Raw genomic sequence first — 16,464 nt, forward strand, 5'->3', positions numbered from 1 at the left:
GGTAATGATCTGGCGAGGCGTCCTGCCACGCACGTACGGTGTGATCATCCGCACTCACTCTTCACAAAAGGCGGTCCCCCATGGCCCTGTTCGACCTTCCCCTCGACGAACTCCGGGAGTACCGCAGCGCGTCGACCGCGCCCGCGGACTTCGACACGTTCTGGTCCAAGACGCTCGACGAGGCCCGGTCGTACGACCTGGACGCCCGCTTCGAGTTCGTCGACACGGGTCTGTCCACGGTGAAGGTGTACGACGTGACGTTCGCCGGGTTCGGCGGCCACTCGGTGAAGGGCTGGTTCACGATCCCCGCCGAGGTCTCCGCGCCCATTCCGGTGATCGTGGAGTTCATCGGGTACGGCGGCGGGCGCGGACTGCCGCACGAGCACCTGCTGTGGGCGTCGACGGGCCGGGCGCACTTCGTGATGGACACCCGCGGCCAGGGCAGCGCCTGGGGCGGCGGTGGCGGCACCCCGGACCCGGTGGGCGGGGGCCCCGCCTACCCCGGTTTCATGACCAGGGGCATCGACGCCCCCGAGAACTACTACTTCCGCCGGGTGTTCACGGACGGGGTGCGGGCGGTGGAGGCGGCCCGTTCGCACCCGCTGGCCGACCCCGCGCGCACGGTCGTCCTCGGCGCCAGTCAGGGCGGCGGCATCTCGATCGCGGTGGGCGGCCTGGTTCCGGGCCTCGCGGCGGTCGCGCCCGACGTGCCGTTCCTGTGCGACTACCCGCGCGCGGCGAAAGTGACGGACCGTCCCCCTTACCGCGAGATCGGCCTGTACCTCAAGACGCACCGCGGCCACACCGAGGACGTCATGCGCACCCTCTCCTACTTCGACGGCGTGCACTTCGCGGAGCGTGCCCAGGCCCCGGCGCTGTTCTCCGCCGCCCTGGAGGACCAGACCTGCCCGCCCTCCACCGTGTTCGCGGCCTTCCACGCCTGGGCGCACGACGAGAAGGCGATCGAGGTGTACGAGTTCAACGACCACGAGGGCGGCGGTCCCTACCAGGACGCGGCCAGGATGCGCTGGCTGCGGTCGTTCGCCTGAGACCTTCCCTCCAGTCCGACCAGTCGGTATGTTCGGGACACCCGGTCCGCGCCGCAGCGGGCCGGAGTCCCCGGCGGACGACGGAGGGTCCATGTCCCAGCGTGCTTACGAGGTGCACGGCCACTGCGACGAACGCTTCGCCGCGGTGCGCACCGCGTTCGAGGAGAACTTCCGTGACCGCGGGGAGCTCGGCGCCGCGGTCACCGTCCTGGCCGACGGCGAGACCGTGGTGGACCTGTGGGGCGGTCGGGCCGACGCCGCGGGGACCCGCCCCTGGGAGCGCGACACGCTGGTCAACGTGTGGTCGACGACGAAGGGACCAGTCGCCCTGTGCGCCCACGTCCTCGCCGACCGAGGCCTGCTCGATCTCGAGGCGCCGGTGGCCACGTACTGGCCCGAGTTCGCCGCGGCCGGCAAGGAGAAGGTCCTCGTCCGTCATCTGCTGTCGCACCATGCCGGGCTGTCCGGCCTGCGTGAGCCGCACTCGCTCGCCCAGCTGTACGACTGGGAACTGACCACGAAGCGCCTCGCCGCGACAGAGCCCTGGTGGGAGCCGGGGACCCGCTCGGGGTACCACGCGATGACCTACGGCTTCCTGGTCGGGGAGGTGGTACGGCGGGTCTCGGGACTGCTGCCCGGCGCGTTCCTGCGACGGGAGGTGACCGGCCCGCTCGGGATCGACTTCACCATCGGGCTGCCGGAACAGGAGGCGGGGCGCGCAGCCGAGCTGGTGCAGCCGCCCGTCGCGGCGAGCAGCGAACAGGCGGCGGTCTTCAGCCAGTTGGCGCCCGCCGCGCTCGCGGCCCTGACCAACCCCGGGCTCGACGCGGCCGCAGCCAACTCGCCCGAGTGGCGGGCCGCCGAGCTCCCGGCCCTCAACGGCCACGGCACCGCGCGGGCCGTCGCCGCGCTCTACGGAATTGTCGCGGGCAGGGGCGTGTACGGCGGTCGTCGCGTCCTGTCCCCCGAGGCGGCCGAGCGGGTACGCGAGGGGCAGGGCAGCTGCCGGGACCTGGTGCTGGGCGCCGGTTTCGAGAGCGAGACAGAGGTCGGGCTCGGTCTGTGGCTGAGCGGGCCGAACGGTTCGTACGGGCCCAACCCACGCGCTGTCGGCCATGACGGCTTCGGCGGCTCCTGCGGTCTGGCGGATCCGGACGCCGGGGTGTCCCTGGGGTACGTGATGAACCGCATGGGGCCCCATATCGCCGACGACCCGCGGAAAATGGCCCTCGTGGGCTCCCTGTACAGCGCGTTGTGACCGGCCCGGCACGGGACAGGGCACGCGCTCGGGAGCTTGGTCGCGGCACGCATTGCGCGCTCGGGCATGACCGTCCGTCCGTCTGGTGTCTGATCGGCTACGGCACCCGACGGGCCACGACCATCCGCAGGCGTGGGCTGCCGTCCCGTCGCCGCCCGAACTCGGGCAGCGGCTGGAGCTCGACCCGGAATCCCGCGCGCTCCAACTCCCGTCGTACGTCGGCCATCCGGAAGGCCCGGTAGTACATGACGAACGGCGGTCGCCACACCGCGTTGCGCACCCGCATCACCGCGTCGAAGGCGAGCAGCATCCAGTAGGCGCCGGAGGCCGGCCGGGGCGGGGCGACGACGGGGAAGGCGAAGGCGCCGCCCGGCCGCAGCACCGAGTGGACCTGCGCGAACAGGCCCGGCAGTTCGCGCGGCAGGAAGTGTCCGAACGCTCCGAAGCTCACGACGAGATCGAAGGCGGGCCCGAACGGCAGCGCCCGGGCGTCCGCGCGCACCCAGGAGACACGCGGACCGGCGGGCCGCACCCGCTCCCGGGCCACCGCGAGCATGCCGGCGCTGAAGTCGACCCCGGTCACCCGGTGCCGGCACACCCGCGCCAGCACGCCGACCCCGGCGCCGGTCCCGCAGCACAGGTCGAGCCCGGTGTCGAAGGGTCCGAGACGGCGCAGTGCCGACGCGGCGGCGTCGAGCACCGAGTCGGGGGTGCGGAACGGGGTGTGGTCGAACTTCGGGGCGAGCAGGTCGTAGCCGCGTTCGACGGACGACAGGGCCTGTACCGCGAGTTCGCGCAGTCGGGGGCCTTCGGGGCTGAACATCCGCGTCACCTCGTGGCGCGCTGGTCGAGGATCGTCAGCGCGCGCTCGCACCAGCGCACGTTCTCCGTCTCGAAGCCGATGCCCGCTGCGAGCGTGAGATACGGGCCGACGCGCTCGGCGTCCCGCAGGTGCTCCTCCTCGGTACGTCCGGCGAGGAGGCGTTCGCGTAGACGTTCGTAGCGGCCGAGCTTTCCGCGGGCCCATGCCATGCGCTCCTCGACCAGGGCGCGGGTCGCCCGCGGGTCGGTACCGTCCATGGCCTGGATCTTGATCATCAGTTCGTCTCGAAGGGCCGTGGGGCGCCGGACCGGCTCCACGGAGAAGTCGGCCAGCTCCCGCCGACCGGTCGCGGTCAGCGTGAACATCCGCTTGTTGGGCCGGCGTTCCTGCCGCACCACCCGGGCCTCGACCAGCCCGTCCTGCGCCAGGCGCTCCAGTTCCCGGTAGAGCTGCTGGGGCGTGGCCGGCCAGAAGTTCGCAAGGGACACGTCGAACACCTTGGACAGCTCGTAGCCCGAGGCCTCACCCTCCAGCAGGGCGGCCAGCACGGCGTACTTCAACGACATGTGGACACGCTAGCAGGAGGTGATTAATCTACTACGCACCTACTCAACTATTTGACTATGGAGGATCCGGTGCGCGCATTCCGCGAGGCGATCGAGGCAGGCGACCTCGATGCCGCCGAGGCGCTGTTGGCCGAGAACGTGGTCTTCACCAGTCCCGTCGTGTTCAAGCCGTACGTCGGCAAGGCCATCACCGCGGCGATCCTGCGCGGTGTCGCGCGGGTCTTCGCGGACTTCCGCTATGTGCGGGAGCTGAACGGCACGGACGGCCGCGACCACGCGTTGGTCTTCTCAGCGACGGTGGACGGGCGTGAGATCGACGGCTGCGACTTCATCCACCTCGACGAGAACGGCCTGATCGACGAGTTCACTGTCATGGTCCGACCGCTGTCGGGGGCCCAGGCCCTGTCCGCGGCCATGGGCGCCCAGTTCGAGCAGATCACCGAGGCGGCGCAGGCCCGAATCGGCTGAGTAGTCCCACCGCACTACCTGAACTCCCGTTGTACATCTCCGAGTTCCATCCAGGGCTCAACTCGCCGGGGCCGAACCCCGCCCCCGGCGAGGCACCCGGACCGCTGCCGCCCGAGCTTCCCCGCTCCCTGCGGCACGGCCCGCCCTCCGCCCGCTGAGCGCCATCTCACAGAGGTGACCGCGTCAGCGCGTGCTACAGTACGGCTAGCACTTGTGTACGCCCGTTGTCCGGGCGCCGGTGCCAGTTCTCCTCAGACAGTCGAACGGCCCGCCGATTCACCGGTCGCCACATCGACTTCTCCACACCACCTCGTCGAGGCCGCACAGCCGTACCCGAGGTGTTGTTCCCCGCCGCCGAGGCGTGTTCTGCGTCCGCCTCCCTCGCGGTGTCGCCCCTTCCTTCCTTCGCATGCCTCATGCACCTCCGTCCGTGAAAGGACCACCCCTCATGACCACCACACTCGAACACCCTCCCGCGGAGCGGCAGCTCCCGGCCCGGGTCGCCACCGGCGTCCTCGACATCGACGCCAACGGGAAGGGGCACCTGCGGTCCCCGGACCTGCTGCCCTCGCCCTCCGACCTCCAGGTCCCCGCCCCGCTGATCCGCCGGTACGGCCTGCGCAAGGGAGACCTCGTCGACGGCGTACGCGGCACCCAGCGCGCCCTGACCGAGGTCGCCCGGGTCAACGGGCGTACGCCCGAGGAGCAGCGCGGCCGCCGCCACTTCCGTGACCTGACTCCGCTGCACCCCCGCGAGCGGCTCCGCCTCGAACACCCGGCGGCCGGGCTGACCGGTCGCGTCGCCGACCTGCTCGCCCCCGTCGGCAAGGGCCAGCGCGGACTCGTCGTCGCGCCGCCCAAGACCGGCAAGACGGTCCTGCTCCAGCAGATCGCGGCCGCCGTCGCCGGCAACCACCCCGAGGCCCGGCTGATGGTGGTGCTGCTCGACGAACGTCCCGAGGAAGTCACCGACATGCGGCGCTGCGTGCGCGGCGAGGTGTACGCCTCGACCTTCGACAAGACACCCAAGCAGCACATCGCCCTCGCCGAGCTGGTGATCGAGCGGGCCAAGCGGCTCGTCGAGGCGGGCGAGGACGTCGTCATCCTCCTCGACTCCCTCACCCGGCTGTGCAGGGCCCACAACAACGCGGCCGCCGCCGGTGGCCGCACCCTCAGCGGCGGCGTCGACGCGACCGCGCTCATCGGCCCCAAGCGGTTCTTCGGCGCCGCCCGGACGATCGAGGAGGGCGGCTCCCTCACCATCCTCGCCACCGCCCTGGTGGAGACCGGCTCCCGCGCCGACGACTTCTACTTCGAGGAGCTCAAGAGCACCGGCAACATGGAGCTGCGCCTCAGCCGTGACCTCGCCTCCCGTCGGGTCTTCCCGGCCGTCGACATCAACCCGTCCGGCACCCGCCGCGAGGAACTCCTCCTGTCCCCGGCCGAGTTGGCGACCGTGCGGGGCCTGCGCCGCGCCCTGCAGAGCCGGGACGGCCAGACCAACCTGGAGACCCTGCTGGAGCGGATGCGCGAGACCCCGGACAACGCGACGTTCCTGCGCAGGATCCAGCCGACCCTGCAGAACGGCTGACGATGACGTGACGTCAAGCCGGGTGCGGCATCCGGGTGCTCGCAAGCACCGCTCGGCCTGGCAGCGCCGGGTTCGGTGGGCACATTCCTACGTTGACAGTATGACGATCGCATTTACTTCCCGGACTCCTGTGTCCGTCTGCGCGATCTGCGTGGCGGGCCTGCTCGCGCTCGCGCCCGCCACCGCGACGGCTCGCGGCGGCGCGAGTCCCGGCGCACCGGACGGCTCCCGCACCGTGGCCCCGCCGCCCGCCCTGCTGTACCGCTCCGGCACCCACGTCCGCAGGCACGCCGGCGCCCCGAGGATGCCGAACGTCTCCGCGCTGGCGTGGCTGGTCGCCGACGTCCACTCCGGCGAGGTGCTCGCCGCGCACGACGCGCACCGCGGGCTGCCGCCCGCCAGCACCCTGAAGACCCTGTTCGCGCTCACCGTGCTGCCGTCCCTCCCGGGCGACCTGCGGCACACGGTCCGCGCGCGGGAGCTGGCCGGGATCGGAGCCGGCAGCAGCCTGGTCGGGGTCGTACCGGGGCACACCTATCGGGTGTCCGACCTGTGGCGCGGGGTCTTCCTCGACTCGGGCAACGACGCCGTGCACGTGCTGGCCGAGCTGAGCGGGGGCTGGGGTTCCACGTCCGCCCGGATGCGGGCCACGGCCCGCGCCCTCGGGGCCCGTGACACCTGGGTGGTGTCGCCGGACGGGTACGACGCACCGGGCCAGGTGTCCTCGGCGTACGACCTGGCCGTCTTCGGCCGGGCGGGGCTGCGCGATCCGGAGTTCGCGTGGTACTGCGGCACCGCCACCGCCCTTTTCCCGGCCGGTGGCGGACGGTCGTTCCCGATCCGCAACACCAACCGGCTGCTGAGCGGCGCGGACGGGGTGCGGCCGTACCGGGGGATCATCGGCGTCAAGAACGGCTACACCAGCCACGCCGGCAACACACTCGTCGCCGCCGCCCGCCGCGGCGGGCGCACGCTGGTCGTGACGGTACTGAACCCTCAGTCGGGCGGGCGCTTCGCCGTGTACGAGGAGGCCCGGGCGCTGCTCGACTGGGGCTTCGCCGCCGCCGGACGGGTCGACCCGGTGGGATCGCTCGACGCGCTCCGGGCGCGGCCTCGCCCAGGACCGACCGCGCCGCCCACGACCGCGCTGCCCGCCGCCGCGCCGACGGTGGGGGACGGTGGACCCGGATGGCCGGACAGGATGGCGTTCGCGGGTGCCGTCGCCCTCGGTGTCGGTGCCGTCGTACTGGTGCTGCGGCTCGCCCTCGGCCGTACGGAGCGGAACTGACCGACCGGGAGCCACAGCAGCAGTCCGAGCGTGATCCACGTGTAGGCGTTGCTGCCGAGGAACCCGTCGATACCGGACGCGTCGTCGAACCACAGCCAGACCACGCTGGTGCACAGCACGGCGTAGAGTGCGCCCGCGACCCGCGGGTGCCCGGCGCGGACCAGGACCACGAAGGACGGCAGCAGCCAGACCAGGTGGTGGACCCAGGTGATCGGGCTGACCAGGCACGCGGTGAGGCCGGTGAGCGCGAACGCCGTCGGCCACTCCCCCGACGCCACCGCCCGCCGGCTCCGGATCGCCCACACGCACAGCACCAGCAGCACCGCCGCCGCCCACACCGCGCGGTCCGTTACGCCGAGCCGGGCCAGGATCCCTTGCAGGGACTGGTTCGAGACGTAGTCCAGGCGGCCCACCCGGGTCGTGTCCCACATCGCGTCCGTCCAGTAGTAGCGGGAGGCGTCCGGGGCCACGCAGGCGGCGAACGCGGTCGCTGCGGCGGCGACGGCCGTGGCGCGGGCCGCTTCCCGTCGCCGGCCGGCGAGCAGCAGCAGGACGATGAAGAGCGCGGGCGTCAGCTTGATCGCGGCGGCGAGACCGATCCCGACCCCGGCCCACCGCTGCCGGCCGGTCGCCAGCAGCATGCAATCGGTCAGCACGAGGGCCAGCAGCAGGAGGTTGACCTGGCCGAAACTGAAGGTGTCGCGCAGCGGTTCGAAGAGCGCGAGCAGACAGGCGCCCAGGGCGCAGCCGTACCAGCCGTAGCGCCGCCAGGCCGGTCCGGTGAGGATCCGCAGCACCACGGCCAGGGCCGCCAGATTGAGCAGCAGGGCCACGGCGATCGCCGTGTGCAGGCCGAGCAGCGCCATCGGCAGCATGGCCACGGCGGCGAACGGCGGGTAGGTGAAGCCGTACGGTGTCCCGGGCACCCGGTAGTCGTAGATCCGGCCGCCGTGGTGGATCCAGTGGTCGATGGCCCCGTGGTACACGCGCAGGTCGAACCAGTCGCGCAGCAGCGGCACGGTCGCGGTGAACACCGTCACGGTGACGGCGAGGGCCAGCAGGAGCAGCAGCCGTCCGCGGTCGGTGCGGGACGCTGTCATGCCGTGCGCCCCGGCGCCAGTTCCGCCTGGTGGGCCTGGAACAGGACGATCACGGCGAGCACGCCGCCCAGCACCGCGAGGGCCAGTTGCCCGGTGCCGACCGGGCCGCCACTGGGCAGGGCGGCGAGCGCGAGCACCCCCGTCACGGCGGCCACCCGGTGCCGTACCGAGGAACTGGGTGCGGCCGCGGCGATGAGGAACAGCCCCCACAGGGCGTACCAGGGGCGGATCGCGGGCCCGAAGGCGGCCACCGCCGCCAGGCTCAGGCCCAGCGCGTACACCGGCCGAGGACGCAGCCGCAGCCATATGACGAGGACGGAGACCACGGCGGCCACCATGCCCACGGCGTGCCAGACGGGGACGGCCAGGGGTGCCAGGTCGCTGCCGAGGCGTTCCAGCAGCGCTCCCGTGGCGCGTCCGAGCAGGCTGGTCAGGGCCCAGTTCTGCGAGGAGACGGGCGTGTCGAGGGCGCGCAGCCAGCCGTACCCCGTGCCGGCGGCCGTGGTCGCGGCGACCGTGGTGACCGTCGCCGCGACCACGGTCGTGACCACGGCCCTCGTCCGGTCGGCGCCCGCGCGTACCTGCAGGACGACGACCGCGACCAGCCCGAGCGCGGCGGGTGCCTTGACCAGCGCGGCGAGGGTGACGAGTACGGCGCCCAGGACCGGCCACCGGCCCAGTGCCGCGACCAGGCCGAAGCCGAGCAGGCCGAGCATGATGGCGTCGTTGTGGGCGCCGGCGACCAGGTGCAGCAGGACCAGCGGGTTGAGGGCGCCGAGCCAGAGCGCGGCGGCCGGGTCGGCGCCGCTGTGCCGGGCGAGCCGGGGCAGCGCGGCCGCCATCAGTCCGACGCCGAGCAGCGCGACGAGCCTCATCCCGAAGAGACCGGCGGGGAGTTCGCCCCGGGTCAGACCGGACAGGGCGGACGCCACACCGAGGAAGACCGGGCCGTACGGCGCTCCGGTGTGCCGCCAAAGCGGGGAGACCTCGGCGGCGAGCGGACCGCCGAGCCGGGCGGGCCCGTGCGCGTAGACGTCCATGTGCGCGTCGACCATGGCGCCCTGTGCGAGGTAGCTGTACACGTCGCGGCTGAACAGCGGCGGCGCGAGCAGCAGTGGCGCCGCCCAGATCACCAGGACAGCCATCAGGGCGCGCGGGCCGGGCGGCTCGGGTCCCCGGATCAGCCGCCCCAGCAGCACCCAGGCCGCGATCAGCAGGACGACGCCGAAGTACGCGCCGACCAGGCCGAGCGCGGCGTGCGCGGAGGACGGGGCGAGCAGCTCCCGCACGGGCAGCGCTCCGGCGCTCTCACCTCCCGCCGCGAGGAAGGTGGTCCCGACCAGGCCGAGTACCTGACAGCGGCGGAGATCGACGGGAAAAGCCAAGGCCAACACTCGGGCAGCGTGTCAACGTCGGGTGGCCGGAAAGCGACCTGCCGCTCTCCGGTCGGGGGCCTGCGTGTGACCGGCACGTGAGGCACCGATGACGCGCCGGCTCAGAACACCGACACTCCCGTCAGAGTGGTGAAACGGTCCAGGGCGGCGACCCCGGCCACCGAGTTGCCCCGCTCGTCCAGTCCCGGGCTCCACACGCACAGCGTGCAGCGGCCCGGGACGACCGCGATGATGCCGCCGCCCACCCCGCTCTTGCCGGGCAGGCCGACGCGGTAGGCGAAGTCACCCGCCGCGTCGTACGTTCCACAGGTCAGCATCACCGCGTTGACCTGCTTGGCCTGGCTCTGGGTGAGCAGCCGGGTGCCGTCGGCGCGCAGACCGTGCCGGGCCAGGAACGTGGTGGCCCGTGCGAGGTCGGCGCAGGACGCGGTGATCGAGCACTGCCGGAAGTACTGGTCGAGCAGGACCGGGATCGGATTGCCGATGTTGCCGTAGGCCGCCATGAAGTGGGCCAGCGCCGCGTTGCGGTCGCCGTGCGCGGACTCGGAGGCGGCGACCTCCCGGTCGAAGTCCAGGGCCGGGTTGCCGGACTCCGAGCGCAGGAAGGCCCGCAGTTCGCCGGCCGCGTCCCCGGTGCGGGTGTGGAGGCGGTCGGTGACGACGAGGGCGCCCGCGTTGATGAACGGGTTGCGCGGGATGCCGTTCTCGTACTCCAGCTGGACCAGGGAGTTGAAGGGGTTGCCGGAGGGCTCGCGACCCACGTGCTCCCAGAGTTCGTCGCCCTCGCGGGCCAGGTCGAGCGCGAGGGTGAAGACTTTGGTGAGGGACTGCGTGGAGAACGGTTCCCGCCAGTCCCCCACCCCGTACACCGTGCCGTCCAGCTCCGCCACTGCCATGCCGAAGCTGCGCGGGTCGCGTGCCGCGAGCGCCGGGATGTAGTCGGCGGGGCGGCCGACGCCGGGGGTCCGTTCGATCTCGGCGGCGATGCGCTCCAGGACCGGCTGGAAGGTCATGGACGAAGTCATGATCGCCATTGTGCCTCCGGGCCGGTCCTAGGGGGTGTTTCGAAAGTCCTGTGCGGTGCCCGGCTCAGGCCTGCCGCCCGCCGGTGCCGGCAAGGATCTCCGGGCGCAGCAGGTCGGCGAGGGTCGCGGCCGGCAACAGTCCCTTCTCCAGGACGAGTTCGGCGACTCCGCGGCCGGTTGCCAGGGCCTCCTTGGCGATGTCGGTGGCGGCGGTGTACCCGATGTGCGGGTTGAGGGCGGTCACCAGGCCGATGGAGTTCTCCACGCTCGCGCGCAGCGCCTCGGTGTTGGCGGTGATGCCGTCCACGCAGCGTTCGGCGAGGGTGAGGCAGGCCGCGCGGAGGTGGGTGAGCGACTCCGACAGGGAGTGCAGGATGATCGGCTCGAAGGCGTTGAGCTGGAGCTGTCCGGCCTCGGCCGCCATCGTGATGGTGACGTCGTTGCCGATCACCTCGAAGGCGACCTGGTTGACGACCTCGGGGATCACCGGGTTGACCTTGCCGGGCATGATGCTCGAACCGGCCTGCACCGGCGGCAGGTTGATCTCGCCGAGCCCCGCGCGGGGGCCGGACGACAGCAGGCGCAGGTCGTTGCAGCTCTTGGAGAGCTTGACCGCGATCCGCTTGAGCACGCCGGACATCTGGACGAACGCGCCGCAGTCCTGGGTGGCTTCGACCAGGTTGGCCGCGGTGACCAGCTTCAGTCCGGTGATCTCCGAGAGGTGGCGGCGGGCCGACTCGGCGTACCCGGCGGGCGCGTTCAGCCCCGTCCCGATCGCGGTGGCGCCCAGGTTGATCTCATGGATCAGCTCGACGGCCTCGGCGAGACGGCTGCGGTCCTCGTCGATCATGACGGCGTACGCGGAGAACTCCTGACCGAGCGTCATCGGCACCGCGTCCTGCAGCTGTGTGCGGCCCATCTTGAGCACGTCATGGAACTCGACGGCCTTACGGGCGAACGCGTCCTCGAGGACGGACATCGCGTCGAGCAGTCCACGTACCGCGAAGACCGTCGCGATCTTGACGGCGGTCGGGTAGACGTCATTGGTCGACTGACCGAGGTTGACGTCCTCGTTGGGGTGCAGGTGCTCGTACTCCCCCTTGGCGTGGCCGAGCAGCTCCAAGGCTCGGTTGGCGACGACCTCGTTGGCGTTCATGTTGGTCGAGGTGCCGGCGCCGCCCTGGATGACGTCGACGACGAACTGGTCGTGCAGCTTGCCGTCGCGTATCTCACGGCAGGCCTCCGCGATCGCGGCGGTCTTCCGCGGGCCCAGCAGCCCGAGCTCCTCGTTGGCCCGTGCGGCGGCCTCCTTGACGGCGGCGAGGGCGTCGATCAGGTGCGGGTAGGCGGAGATCGGGGTGCCGGTGATGGGGAAGTTCTCGGTGGCGCGCAGGGTGTGGATGCCCCAGTACGCCTCCGCGGGGACGTGACGGTCGCCCAGCAGGTCGTGTTCGCTGCGGGTGGCTTCAGTGGTCATGAGGGTGCAGTTCCTCTTTCTGCGAGGGTGAGGGGCGCCGTACCGACAGGCGCTCAGGCCGGCGCCCCAAAGGGGCGCGGGGAACTGCGCGACCAGCCACAGCACCGCCGCGGCCGGCCGGACACAGCACCCTTTACGTCGCTCTGCCGGTCTGTCGTCAGGCACACGCGGACGTCAGACGCACGCGAACGTCAGGCGCACGCGGAGAGCGTGACCGGGTCGAGTGCGCGCACCGGCCGCACACAGCCGACCGCTTCTCCGCCCCCGAGCAGCGGCTCCCCCGCGAACTCGGTGAGTGCCGCGGGATCGACGCCGGCCCGGGCCAGGGCGGCCGCGGCGACCGGGACACGCGCCCGGTTCGCCCCGTCGGCTATCTTCACGGCGACGGCACGGCCGTCCGGGAGCGCGGCGACCTGGACGCCTTCGAAGCCGTCCTTGGCGAGAAGCCCCGGTACCGCCCGCATCAGCGCGGCGACGTCCCGGCCGGAGCCGGACGCCATCTCGGCGTGTTCGCGCATCGCGTCGGCCACCCGCGCCTCCGGCGTGCCGGGGGCGGCGGTGGTGATACGGGCGGCGGCCCGGGCCAGGCCGTGCAGGGAGACGGAGAACAGGGGCGCGCCGCAGCCGTCCACGGTCACCCGGGCGATGCGCTGTCCGGTGAGGTCCTCGACGATCTCGGCGATGGCCTGCTGGAGCGGGTGCCCGGGGTCGAGGTAGTCGTCCAGGGACCAGCCGTTGAGCTCGCAGACGTACAGCATGGCCGCGTGCTTGCCGGAGCAGTTCTGGGCGAGCCGGGAGGGAAGTCGGCCCGCCCGGATCCAGTCGTCGCGGACGACCGGGTCGAAGGGCAGGTCGCGCACGTTGCGCAGATCGTCCTCCGAGAGCCCGGCGAGCTCCAGGATGCGGCGGCTGCCGGCCAGGTGGCGTTCCTCGCCGGAGTGGCTGGCGGCGGCGAGCGAGAGCAGCTCACCGTCGAGCGGGAGCCCGGCCCGGACCATGGCGACGGCCTGGAGGGGTTTGAGTGCCGAGCGTGGGTAGAAGGCGGCCTCCACATCGCCGAGTTGGAACCGGACCCCGCCGTCGGCGTCGAGAACGACGACGGAGCCGTAGTGGATGCCCTCGACGACCCCGCCGCGTATCAGGTGGGCGACGGGAGCGTGGAGGGGCTCGCGGATCAGGGGTGCGTCCGCGACGGAACTGCTGTACATCACTGCCTTCTTCTCAGGGAACGGCGCGCGGGTCACGCGCCGTTTCCGGTGGTGGACGTGCGTGCGACCCGGCGCCGGACGGCGAACCATCCGACGACCAGGGCCCCGATGATCAGCGGCAGACACAGCACGGTGGTGCGTCCGGCGCCGCCGTCGGCGTACATGAGGACCAGGACGGAGGCGAGGAACGCCAGCGTCACCACTTCGGTCCAGGGGGAACCCGGCAGTCGGTAGCCGGGGCGGGAGAGCTCGCCCTTCTGGGCCTTCTGCCAGAACACCAGGTGGCAGACCATGATCATGCCCCAGGTGGAGAGGATGCCGATCGCCGCGAAGTTCAGCACGATCTCGAAGGCGTCGGCCGGGACGACGAAGTTGAGGCCGACGCCGAGGACGCAGATGCCGCTGGTGAGCAGGATGCCGCCGTAGGGGACCTGGCTGCGGCTCATCACGCCCGTGAACTTGGGGGCCGAGCCCGACATCGCCATGGAGCGCAGGATGCGGCCGGTGGAGTACAGGCCGGAGTTGAGCGAGGACATGGCCGCGGTGAGCACGACGAGGTTCATCACGCCGCCGGCCGCCGGGATGCCGATGTTGGACAGCACGGTCACGAAGGGGCTCTCGCCGGCCGTGTACCGGTTCCACGGCAGCAGCATCGACAGCAGGACGACCGAGCCGACGTAGAACAGACCGACCCGCCACATGATCGAGTTGATCGCCTTCGGCATGATCTTCTCGGGGTTCTCGGTCTCACCGGCCGTGACACCGACCAGCTCGACGGAGGCGTAGGCGAAGACGACGCCCTGGATGATCAGCAGCATCGGCAGCAGACCGCTGGGGAAGAGGCCGCCGTTGTCGGTGATCAGGGACGGGCCGGGGGTGGCGCCGTCCACCGGGTGCTGCGTGACCAGCAGGAAGATGCCGATGCACATGAAGATCACGAGCGCGCTGACCTTGACGATCGCGAACCAGAACTCCAGTTCGCCGAAGATCTTCACGGAGATCAGGTTCACGGTGAGGACCACGGCGAGCGCGATCAGCGCGATCACCCACTGCGGGATGTCGGAGAACATGCCCCAGTAGTGGGTGTAGGTGGCCACCGCGGTGATGTCGGCGATACCGGTGGTCGCCCAGTTCAGGAAGTACATCCAGCCCGCGGTGAAGGCGCCCTTCTCACCCAGGAACTCGCGGGCGTACGACACGAAGGCGCCGGACGAGGGCCGGTACAGGACGAGTTCGCCGAGGGCGCGGACGACCAGGAAGGCGAAGATCCCGCAGACCGCGTAGGCGATGAACAGGGAGGGGCCGGCGTCGGCGAGGCGGCCGCCGGCACCGAGGAAGAGGCCGGTGCCGATGGCGCCGCCGATGGCGATCATGTTGACGTGCCGGGACTTCAGGGACTTGCTGTAGCCGACGTCTCCGGCGTCTACGTGTGCGGCCGCTGTGCGCGTCTCTTCTTTGAGGTACTCGCTCACGCCTCGGGTCCGCCTTCCGTGGGGATGTCCGTGCGCGGGGAGCGCACGATGTCGGTGAGGGTGGTCTCGACGCGGTCGAGATGGTGGGCCATGGCGTCCACCGCGTCGGTCTCGGAACCGTCCATCAGCGCTTCGACGATCGCCCGGTGCTCGCGGTTGGACTGCTCGCGGCGTCCGCCCAGTTCGTTGAGGAAGGCCGACTGACGCGCCAGTGCGTCGCGGATCTCCTCGATGACCCGGCGGAAGACCGGGTTCTGGGCGGCCTGAGCCACGCCGAGATGGAACAGCGTGTCCATCGCGACCCACGCGGTGGTGTCGGTCTCCTGCTCCATCCGGTCCAGGAGGTGGGCCAGGTGGTCCAGGTTCTCGGCGGTGCGCCGGCGCGCCGCGTACCCGGCGACCGGGATCTCCACGTGGCGGCGCACCTCCAGCAGGTCGCTGGCCGCGTAGTCGCCGAAGGTGGGGTCTTCGACGGCGTTGGCGAGGACGAAGGTGCCCTTGCCGGTCTTGGACACGGTCAGCCCCATGGTCTGCAGGGCCCTCAGGGCCTCCCGCAGCACAGGCCGGGAGACCTCGAGGGTGCGGCACAGCTCCGCCTCGGAGGGGAGCTTGTCGCCGATCGCGTACTCACCGCGCTCGATGGCGGCGCGCAGGTGCCCGAGCACCGCTTCCATGGCGCTGACGCGCCGCGGGCCCTGACTGGCTGTCTGGCTGTCTGACAGGTTCACGGGAGTGAATACTCCGGGTGGCGAGCGGGTGCTGTCAAGGGATCCGGAAGGGGAGATTTGTGGGGCGTGGAGGCCTGAACGCGCTCTCACACCCCACCGCGCACGAGGAAGGTCAGCTGCTCAGCGCGCCCGTGGCCAGCAGTCCGAAGAGCAGCCCGCCGACCAGGATCCGGTAGATCACGAAGGCGTTGAAGGAGTGCTTGGCCACGAACTTCAGCAGCCAGGCGATCGACCCGTAGGCGACGACGAAGGAGACCGCGGTGCCGACCGCGAGCGGGGCGGCGCCCACCCCCGCCCCCAGCGCGTCCTTGAGTTCGTACAGGCCGGCGCCGGTCAGCGCGGGGATGCCGAGGAAGAACGAGAGCCTCGTCGCGGCCACCCGGTCCAGGTCGAGGATGAGCGCGGTGGACATGGTGGCGCCGGAGCGGGAGAAACCGGGGAAGAGCAGGGCGAGGATCTGGGAGGCGCCGACCAGCATGGCGTCCTTGAAGGAGGTGTCGTCCTCCCCGCGCTTGTGCCTGCCCATCTGGTCCGCCGCCCACATCACGCCGCTGCCGACGATCAGCGAGCCGGCCACCACCCACAGCGAGGCGAGCGGCCCCTCGATCAGCGGCTTGGCCGCCAGACCGACGACGACGATCGGGATGGTGGCGTAGATGACCCACCAGGCGAACTTGTAGTCGTGGTGGTAGCGCTCCTCACGGTTCCTGATCCCCCGGCCCCAGGCGGAGACGATCCGCACGATGTCCTTGAAGAAGTACACGAGCACGGCCGCGATCGCTCCGACCTGGATGACGGCCGAGAACCCGACGACGGCGTCATCGTCCACGGGGATGTGCATCAGCCCCTCGACGATCTTCAGATGGCCGGTGGAGGACACGGGCAGGAACTCGGTCACCCCCTCCACGGCTCCGAGGACGACAGCCTGACCGACGCTGATGACGCTCATGGGATCCAGTTCTTCTCGGGGAGGGCCAGTGCGGCGGGGACAGTCTTACTACACGCGGGCGAGAGCCG

The 16,464-nt window shown here is 71.5% G+C and carries 14 protein-coding genes and 1 pseudogene; 5 read left to right on the forward strand and 10 right to left on the reverse strand.

Going from position 1 to position 16,464, the window contains the following annotated elements:
* Window positions 1-80: 80 nt before the first annotated feature.
* A complete protein-coding gene (locus ABZ027_RS32265; protein ID WP_356774497.1) occupies window positions 81-1,049 on the forward strand; it encodes an acetylxylan esterase in 969 nt (322 codons plus the stop codon).
* Window positions 1,050-1,140: 91 nt separating this feature from the next.
* Window positions 1,141-2,307 (forward strand): serine hydrolase domain-containing protein, encoded by a 1,167-nt coding sequence (locus ABZ027_RS32270; protein WP_356774499.1) that lies wholly within the window; start codon window positions 1,141-1,143, stop codon window positions 2,305-2,307.
* 97 nt (window positions 2,308-2,404) lie between these two features.
* On the opposite strand, the gene ABZ027_RS32275 is transcribed toward ABZ027_RS32270, so the two are convergent.
* Both ABZ027_RS32275 and ABZ027_RS32280 read right to left on the reverse strand, forming a co-directional pair.
* Window positions 2,405-3,130, reverse strand: a complete 726-nt coding sequence (locus ABZ027_RS32275; RefSeq protein ID WP_356774501.1) for a class I SAM-dependent methyltransferase — start codon at window positions 3,128-3,130, stop codon at window positions 2,405-2,407.
* A gap of 5 nt (window positions 3,131-3,135) precedes the next feature.
* Window positions 3,136-3,696 (reverse strand): PadR family transcriptional regulator, encoded by a 561-nt coding sequence (locus ABZ027_RS32280; RefSeq protein WP_356774503.1) that lies wholly within the window; start codon window positions 3,694-3,696, stop codon window positions 3,136-3,138.
* Window positions 3,697-3,765: 69 nt separating this feature from the next.
* On the opposite strand from ABZ027_RS32280, the gene ABZ027_RS32285 reads away from it, so the two are divergent.
* From ABZ027_RS32285 to ABZ027_RS32295, 3 genes and pseudogenes are all read left to right on the forward strand, one after another.
* The gene (locus ABZ027_RS32285) at window positions 3,766-4,164 is read left to right on the forward strand and encodes a nuclear transport factor 2 family protein (RefSeq protein ID WP_356774505.1); all 399 of its coding nucleotides are present in this window, start codon (window positions 3,766-3,768) and stop codon (window positions 4,162-4,164) included.
* A 409-nt stretch (window positions 4,165-4,573) separates the two neighbouring features.
* On the forward strand, window positions 4,574-5,755 hold the full coding sequence (rho, locus tag ABZ027_RS32290; RefSeq protein ID WP_356774507.1) for a transcription termination factor Rho: 1,182 nt from the start codon (window positions 4,574-4,576) through the stop codon (window positions 5,753-5,755).
* 304 nt (window positions 5,756-6,059) lie between these two features.
* A pseudogene (locus ABZ027_RS32295) lies at window positions 6,060-6,740 on the forward strand (serine hydrolase); the annotation flags it as partial.
* Window positions 6,741-6,751: 11 nt separating this feature from the next.
* On the opposite strand, the gene ABZ027_RS32300 reads toward ABZ027_RS32295, so the two are convergent.
* The 8 genes from ABZ027_RS32300 to ABZ027_RS32335 all read right to left on the reverse strand — a co-directional run bounded on the left by ABZ027_RS32300 (window position 6,752) and on the right by ABZ027_RS32335 (window position 16,396).
* Window positions 6,752-8,143: a glycosyltransferase 87 family protein gene (locus ABZ027_RS32300; RefSeq protein WP_356774509.1), complete on the reverse strand. Its 1,392-nt coding sequence runs from the start codon at window positions 8,141-8,143 to the stop codon at window positions 6,752-6,754.
* Window positions 8,140-9,528, reverse strand: a complete 1,389-nt coding sequence (mptB, locus tag ABZ027_RS32305) for a polyprenol phosphomannose-dependent alpha 1,6 mannosyltransferase MptB (RefSeq protein WP_356774575.1) — start codon at window positions 9,526-9,528, stop codon at window positions 8,140-8,142. Before mptB ends, ABZ027_RS32300 begins: the two co-directional genes overlap by 4 nt.
* A 110-nt stretch (window positions 9,529-9,638) precedes the next feature.
* The gene (locus ABZ027_RS32310; RefSeq protein ID WP_356774511.1) at window positions 9,639-10,571 is read right to left on the reverse strand and encodes a glutaminase; all 933 of its coding nucleotides are present in this window, start codon (window positions 10,569-10,571) and stop codon (window positions 9,639-9,641) included.
* A 55-nt stretch (window positions 10,572-10,626) separates the two neighbouring features.
* Complete coding sequence (aspA, locus tag ABZ027_RS32315; RefSeq protein ID WP_356774513.1) at window positions 10,627-12,039, reverse strand: aspartate ammonia-lyase; 1,413 nt, start codon at window positions 12,037-12,039, stop codon at window positions 10,627-10,629.
* Window positions 12,040-12,230: 191 nt separating this feature from the next.
* A complete protein-coding gene (locus ABZ027_RS32320) occupies window positions 12,231-13,247 on the reverse strand; it encodes an asparaginase (protein ID WP_356774515.1) in 1,017 nt (338 codons plus the stop codon).
* 32 nt (window positions 13,248-13,279) lie between these two features.
* Window positions 13,280-14,719: an amino acid permease gene (locus tag ABZ027_RS32325; RefSeq protein WP_356774517.1), complete on the reverse strand. Its 1,440-nt coding sequence runs from the start codon at window positions 14,717-14,719 to the stop codon at window positions 13,280-13,282.
* Complete coding sequence (locus ABZ027_RS32330) at window positions 14,716-15,393, reverse strand: FadR/GntR family transcriptional regulator (RefSeq protein ID WP_356774577.1); 678 nt, start codon at window positions 15,391-15,393, stop codon at window positions 14,716-14,718. Before ABZ027_RS32330 ends, ABZ027_RS32325 begins: the two co-directional genes overlap by 4 nt.
* 166 nt (window positions 15,394-15,559) lie before the next feature.
* Entirely contained in the window at window positions 15,560-16,396 is an 837-nt protein-coding gene (locus ABZ027_RS32335; RefSeq protein ID WP_356774519.1) for an undecaprenyl-diphosphate phosphatase, read from the reverse strand.
* Between the last annotated feature and the right edge of the window lie 68 nt (window positions 16,397-16,464).

This window comes from Streptomyces sp. NPDC006332 (assembly GCF_040612855.1).
GTDB lineage: Bacteria > Actinomycetota > Actinomycetes > Streptomycetales > Streptomycetaceae > Streptomyces.